Here is a 1,468-nt window from a genome sequence, read left to right as displayed (position 1 = left end):
CAGTCGGATTTCGATGCCGCCATCTCCAATCTCAAAGCGCGCGTCGATACCATGAATAGTGACTCGCAGATGGAGCTCATTCGCCTGCAGTCCCTGATGGATAAGGTGAATCAGTGCGTTGAACTCGCGACCAATTTGTTGGCCAAGGATGGCAAATCCAAGGAGAACATCCTGGGCAATATCAGGTAAAGAGCGGGTTCGTGGCTGATTTGACGCAGAACGATCATCAATGGCTCGCGAATCGATTGGCGTTTCTAGTTGGTCGCGCAAGGGGTGCGTGGGTTGCTATCGTCGGCAGGAATACTGCATTGCTCTGCCTCCCCTGTTTACTTCTACCTTTGGCGGGGTGCTCCGGCAGTGGTACGATTGCCGAGCGGGAGGTCTTGCTGAACTCTCCGTCCTCCGTCCCGTCTGGCTCCGCGTCTGTGCGAGAAATTCGCGGACCGCAGACTAAAGGCTTTGAAGTGATGGGACAGAGGCAAGCGCAGCCAGTCGCGGCCACAGTGGAACGCAAGCTGCCGGTTGTGTCGGATAGCAGGCGCGTGAGCCTCGACTATACCAATGCCGACATTCGCCAGGTCGTGCAGGATGTCGTAGGCGATGTCATGAGCATGCCCTTTACCATCGATCCTGGCGTCGGAGGGAAGATGACCCTTCATACAGCCCGCCAAGTGCCAGCGAGTGAGGTGCTGCGGCTACTCGACAAAGCGCTGGGACCGCACGGCTATGGACTCGCTGCGGGTGAGCAAGGCGTTCGAGTGGGGCGCTTGGCCGATCTCGCTGGCGGCATCCAGACCAACGTTCAAGTTATTCCTGTGCAGTATGTCGACCCGGCTGAGGTCATCGGAGTAATCCGACCGAACTTGGAGGAGGGTGTGCGCCTCACGCCAGCCCCCGGGGGGAGGGGCATTGTTGTCAGTGGACCGCCGGGATCCGTGAGTTCTGTGCGGGAACTGGTCGGTCTTTTCGATACCGACGCTATGGTTCGCAAGTCCTTCGCGCTGTATACGCTGTCTCAAGCGAGCCCGGCCGACGTTGAACGAGAACTCAGTTTGTTGTTTACGCGGAATGGGCAAGAAAGAAGGATTGTCCAATTTGCGGCGCTAGAGCGACTGAATGGTATCCTGGTCGTGGCAGAAGATCCTGCGGCTCTCAAGCAGGTCCGCCAGGCGGTCCTCAAACTGGATAGTGCGTCGCAGGCGACGGCAAACATTCACGTGCGTCCACTGCTGTACCGGCGGGCTTCGGACGTGGCGAACGTACTGGCGCAAACCTTCGGCGCTGAGGCGCCCAGTGCTGTCTCGCGTGCAAAGCCCTCGGGAACGCTCGGCAACCTGCCGGTGGCAAGTGACGCATCCGATCGAGCCAGCTTGCCGGTCAACGTGTCAGCTTCGCCGGCCGAAATGCCAGATGCGACCGTCTCGACAACGGATTCGGTGGACGAAACGGTCGTGTCAGCGAACCGTCT

At 59.1% G+C, this 1,468-nt stretch carries 2 protein-coding genes; both read left to right on the top strand.

Annotated elements, in window-relative coordinates; translation table 11 throughout:
* A partial coding sequence (locus NKI38_RS33395; protein ID WP_352658070.1) for a hypothetical protein occupies positions 1-189 on the top strand: 189 nt, incomplete at its 5' end.
* Positions 190-542: 353 nt separating this feature from the next.
* Positions 543-1,468: secretin N-terminal domain-containing protein (locus tag NKI38_RS33390; RefSeq protein WP_352665132.1), on the top strand; the 926-nt coding region annotated here is incomplete at its 3' end.

The organism is Mesorhizobium sp. M0621, from assembly GCF_040320745.1.
Taxonomy (GTDB): Bacteria; Pseudomonadota; Alphaproteobacteria; order Rhizobiales; family Rhizobiaceae; genus Mesorhizobium.
The sequence above is the reverse complement of the archived record's forward strand: the minus strand, read 5'-3'. Positions and strand labels throughout refer to the sequence as shown.